Genomic DNA, 4,319 nt, shown 5'->3' on the forward strand with positions numbered 1-4,319 from the left:
GAGTCGGGTCGGGTGCGGCGGGCGGGTGTGTCGTCGTTCGGTATCAGTGGGACGAATGCGCATGTGGTGCTGGAGCAGTTCGAAGGGGCTGAAGCGGTACCGGAGGCTGGGGCTGTTCCAGGTGTGGTCCCGTGGCTGGTGTCCGCCAAGACCCAGCAGGCACTCGCGGACCAGGTCACCCGGCTGCGCACGTACGTCGAGGAGGCGGAGCTGCGTCCGGTGGACGTGGGTCTGTCCACGCTCACTCGGTCGGTCTTCGCCCACCGGGCTGTGGTGCTGAACGGTGAGCAGGTCGTCGAGGGCAAGGTTCGTGCCGGGAAGACGGCGTTCCTGTTCTCGGGCCAGGGGTCCCAACGGCTCGGGATGGGAAGGGAGCTGTACGCCCGTTTCCCAGTGTTCGCGGCTGCGTTCGATGCGGTGTGTGAGCAACTGGATGTGCCGGTACGGGAGGTGGCCTGGGGTGAGAACGCGGAGGCACTGAACCAGACCATGTTCGCGCAGGCCGGGCTGTTCGCCGTCGAGGTGGCCCTGTTCCGTCTCGTGGAATCGTGGGGCGTACGGCCGGACTTCGTGGCCGGTCACTCCATCGGTGAGGTCGCTGCCGCGCATGTCGCCGGTGTCCTCTCTCTGGCGGACGCGTGCACGCTGGTCGCGGCGCGGGGCCGGTTGATGCAGGCGCTGCCCGAGGCTGGCGCGATGCTCGCCGTGCAGGCCACGGAAGACGAAGTAGTCCCCCTGCTCGATGAGTTGGTGTCGGTCGCCGCGGTCAACGGTCCGACCTCCGTGGTCGTGTCCGGCGCGGTGGACCAGGTGGATTCCGTGCGGGCCCACTTCGAGGGACTGGGCCGCAAGACGACCCGCCTGCGTGTCTCGCACGCGTTCCACTCCCCGCTGATGGACCCGATGCTGGACGACTTCCGTACGGTGGTCTCCGGGCTGTCGTTCTCGGCTCCCGTGATTCCGCTGGCCAAGGATGCGGAGTCGGTGTGTGATCCGGAGTACTGGGTGCGCCACGTCCGGGACGCGGTGCGTTTCGCGGACGACATGCGTGGGCTCTCCGAAGCCGGCGTCATCCGCTACCTGGAGCTCGGACCGGACGGGGTGCTGTCCGCCCTGGCTGCCGGTTGCCTGCCCGAGGACGGTGACTCCGTTCTCGTACCCGCGCTGCGCAAGAACCGCGACGAGGAGACAGCCGCCCTCCAGGCACTCGCCGAACTTTACGTGAGCGGTGCCCCCGCCGACTGGTCCGCCTTCTTCACCGGCACCGGTGCCCGCCGTGTCGAGCTGCCCACCTACGCCTTCCAGCACCAGCCCTACTGGCCCTCGGACAGCGGATTCACGCGTGGCGGCGACGTACGCCTGGCCGGGCTGGAATCGGCGGAACACCCGCTGCTCGGCGCGGCCGTGGAACTCGCGGACGCGGACACCTTCCTCTTCACCGGACGGCTCTCGGTGCGGTCGCACCCCTGGCTTGCCGACCACATGGTCATGGGCGCGGTGCTGGTGCCGGGAACGGCTTTGGTCGAACTGGCCGTGCGCGCGGGCGACGAGGCCGGGTGCCCGGCGGTGGAGGAACTGACGCTCGCCGCACCGCTCGTGCTGCCTGAAGAGGGTGGCGTACGGGTGCAGTTGACGGTGGGCGCGCTCGACGAGTCGGGCCGTCGCACGGTGACGGTGCACTCCCGCCCCGACGGCGCGGACGCATCCCTCTGGATCCAGCACGCCACCGGTGTGCTCGCTCCGAGCACCACCCCACCCACGACGTTCGGCCCGGAGGTGTGGCCGCCGGCGGGTGCCGAGTCGCTCGACGTGTCAGGCGTGTACGAGCGGTTCGCCGAGGCCGGGTTCGAGTACGGCCCCGTGTTCCAGGGTCTGCGGGCGGCCTGGCGACTCGACGACGAGGTGTACGCGGAGGTCGCGCTGCCCGAGGACACGGACCTGGCCGGATTCGGTCTGCACCCGGCCCTGTTCGACGCCGGCCTGCACGCGGCCGTGCTGCTCGGTGACGGTGAACGCGGCGTGCCCTTCTCCTGGTCCGGTGTGTCACTGCACGCCTCGGGCGCGTCCGCCCTCCGGGTCCGGCTGCGCCGCACCGACGACGGGGCGTTGTCGGTGGAGCTGGCAGACGCGACGGGTGAACCGGTCGCTTCGGTCCAGGAACTGACAGTGCGTCCGGTCTCGGCCGAGCAGTCGCACGACGGGTTGTTCGGCGTGGAGTGGGTACCGGTCCGGGTGCCGGGCCAGGTGGCGTTGCCGCCGGACGTGGTGGTGCACCGGCTGTCCGGTGAGACTGAGGACGCGAACGGCACGGTGGGTTCGGCGCACGCGCTGGCGGCGCGGGTGCTGGCTCTGGTCCAGAAGCTGCCCGAGGCGTCGCGCCTGGTGCTGGTGACGCGGGGGGCGGTGTCCGGTGAGGACCTGGCCGCCGCCGCCGCCTGGGGTCTGGTGCGTTCGGCGCAGTCCGAGCAGCCGGGCCGGTTCGTGCTGGTGGACGTGGAGGGCGAGGAGCCCGATGGTCTGGTGGAGTCCGTACTGGCCCTGGACGAAACGCAGTTGCTCGTACGCGACGGTGAATTCCTTGCCGCGCGACTGGCGAGGGTCGAGGCCGCCCAGGAGCCCGGCCCGGTGTGGGCGGGTGAGGGTGCGGTCCTGATCACCGGTGGTACGGGTGGCCTGGGCCGGTTGATCGCCCGGCACCTGGTGGCCGAGCACGGTGTACGCAGTCTGCTTCTCGTCAGCCGCAGCGGTCACGCCGCCGAGGGTGCCACCGATCTCGTCGCCGAGTTCGAGGGGCAGGACGTACGGGTCGGGATCGAGGCGTGTGACGTCGCCGAGCCCGCCGCAGTACGCGACCTGTTGGCCAGGCACGAGATACGGGCGGTGATCCATGCCGCGGGAGTGATCGACGACGGAGTGGTCGGCTCGCTGACCGGCGAGCGGCTCTCGGCAGTGCTGCGGCCGAAGGCGGACGCGGCCTGGAACCTGCACGAGGCGACGCGACACCTGGAGCTTGCGGCGTTCGTCGTGTTCTCGTCCGTCGCGGCGGCTTTCGGCAGCGCGGGGCAGGCGAACTACGCGTCGGCCAACGCCTTCCTCGACGCGCTTGCCGCACACCGGCGCGCCACGGGCCTGCCGGGCGTCTCGCTCGGCTGGGGCCCCTGGGAGCAGACCGGCGGAATGACCGGCTCGCTGACCAACGCCGACATGGAGCGCATCAGCCGGCTCGGCATGCCGCCACTGTCCGTCGTGGAGGGGCTGGCCCTGTTCGACGCGGCCCTGTCGGCCGGGCGGTCGGCGGTCCTGCCGGTCCGGCTGGACCTGGCCGCGATGCGGGCCCTTGGCGAGGTTCCGCCGTTGTTGCGCGGACTGATCCGGACGCGGGCGCGCCGCAGCCTCCGTACGGGAACCGCCGACGCGGCCGGACTGCGCAGGAGCCTGTCCGGCCTCGCCGCCGAAGAGCGGCACGCGGCCGTGCTCGACCTGGTGCGTGCCCAGATCGCGTTGGTCCTGGGTCACGGAGGCGCGGCGGACATCGATCCCACACGGGCCTTCCAGGACCTGGGCTTCGACTCCCTGACCGCGGTGGAACTGCGCAACCGGCTGGGTGCGGTGTCCGGTCTGCGGCTCCCCGCCACCGTGGTCTTCGACTACCCGACGGCGGACGCGCTCGCGGGATTCGTCCTTGATGAGGTCCATGGGGAAGAGACCGAGGCCGCGCCGGTGGCCCTGCGCCGGCCGGTGGTCGCCGAGGACGACCCTGTTGTGATCGTGGGGATGGCGTGCCGGTATCCGGGTGGGGTGGCTTCGCCGGAGGATCTGTGGCGTTTGGTCGACGGTGGTGTGGATGCGGTCGGTGGCTTCCCCGCCGACCGTGGCTGGGAGGTGGAGGGCGAAACGTTCGAGGGGGCGGGTGGTTTCCTCTACGACGCTGCGTACTTCGATCCGGACTTCTTCGGGATGAGTCCGCGTGAGGCGTTGGCGACCGATGCGCAGCAGCGGTTGCTGCTGGAGACGACGTGGGAGGCGGTGGAGCGGGCGGGCATCGACCCGGTGTCGCTGCGGGGTTCGCAGACCGGTGTCTTCGCGGGTGTGATGTACGGCGATTACGCGAGTCTGCTGGGTGGCCGGGAGTTCGAGGGCCAGCAGGGCGCCGGCAGCGCGGGCAGTATCGCGTCGGGGCGGGTGTCGTACACGTTCGGATTCGAAGGCCCCGCGGTGACGGTGGATACGGCGTGCTCGTCTTCGCTGGTGGCGATGCACTGGGCGGCGCAGGCACTGCGTTCGGGCGAGTGCTCGCTGGCGGTTGCCGGTGGTGTGAC

At 70.9% G+C, this 4,319-nt stretch carries 1 protein-coding gene; it reads left to right on the forward strand.

Going from position 1 to position 4,319, the window contains the following annotated elements:
• A partial coding sequence (locus IE269_RS42555) for a type I polyketide synthase (protein WP_189828744.1) occupies positions 1-4,319 on the forward strand: 4,319 nt, incomplete at both ends.

The sequence above is a fragment of the Streptomyces spiroverticillatus genome, from assembly GCA_014650415.1.
GTDB classification, from domain to species: Bacteria; Actinomycetota; Actinomycetes; order Streptomycetales; family Streptomycetaceae; genus Streptomyces; species Streptomyces spiroverticillatus.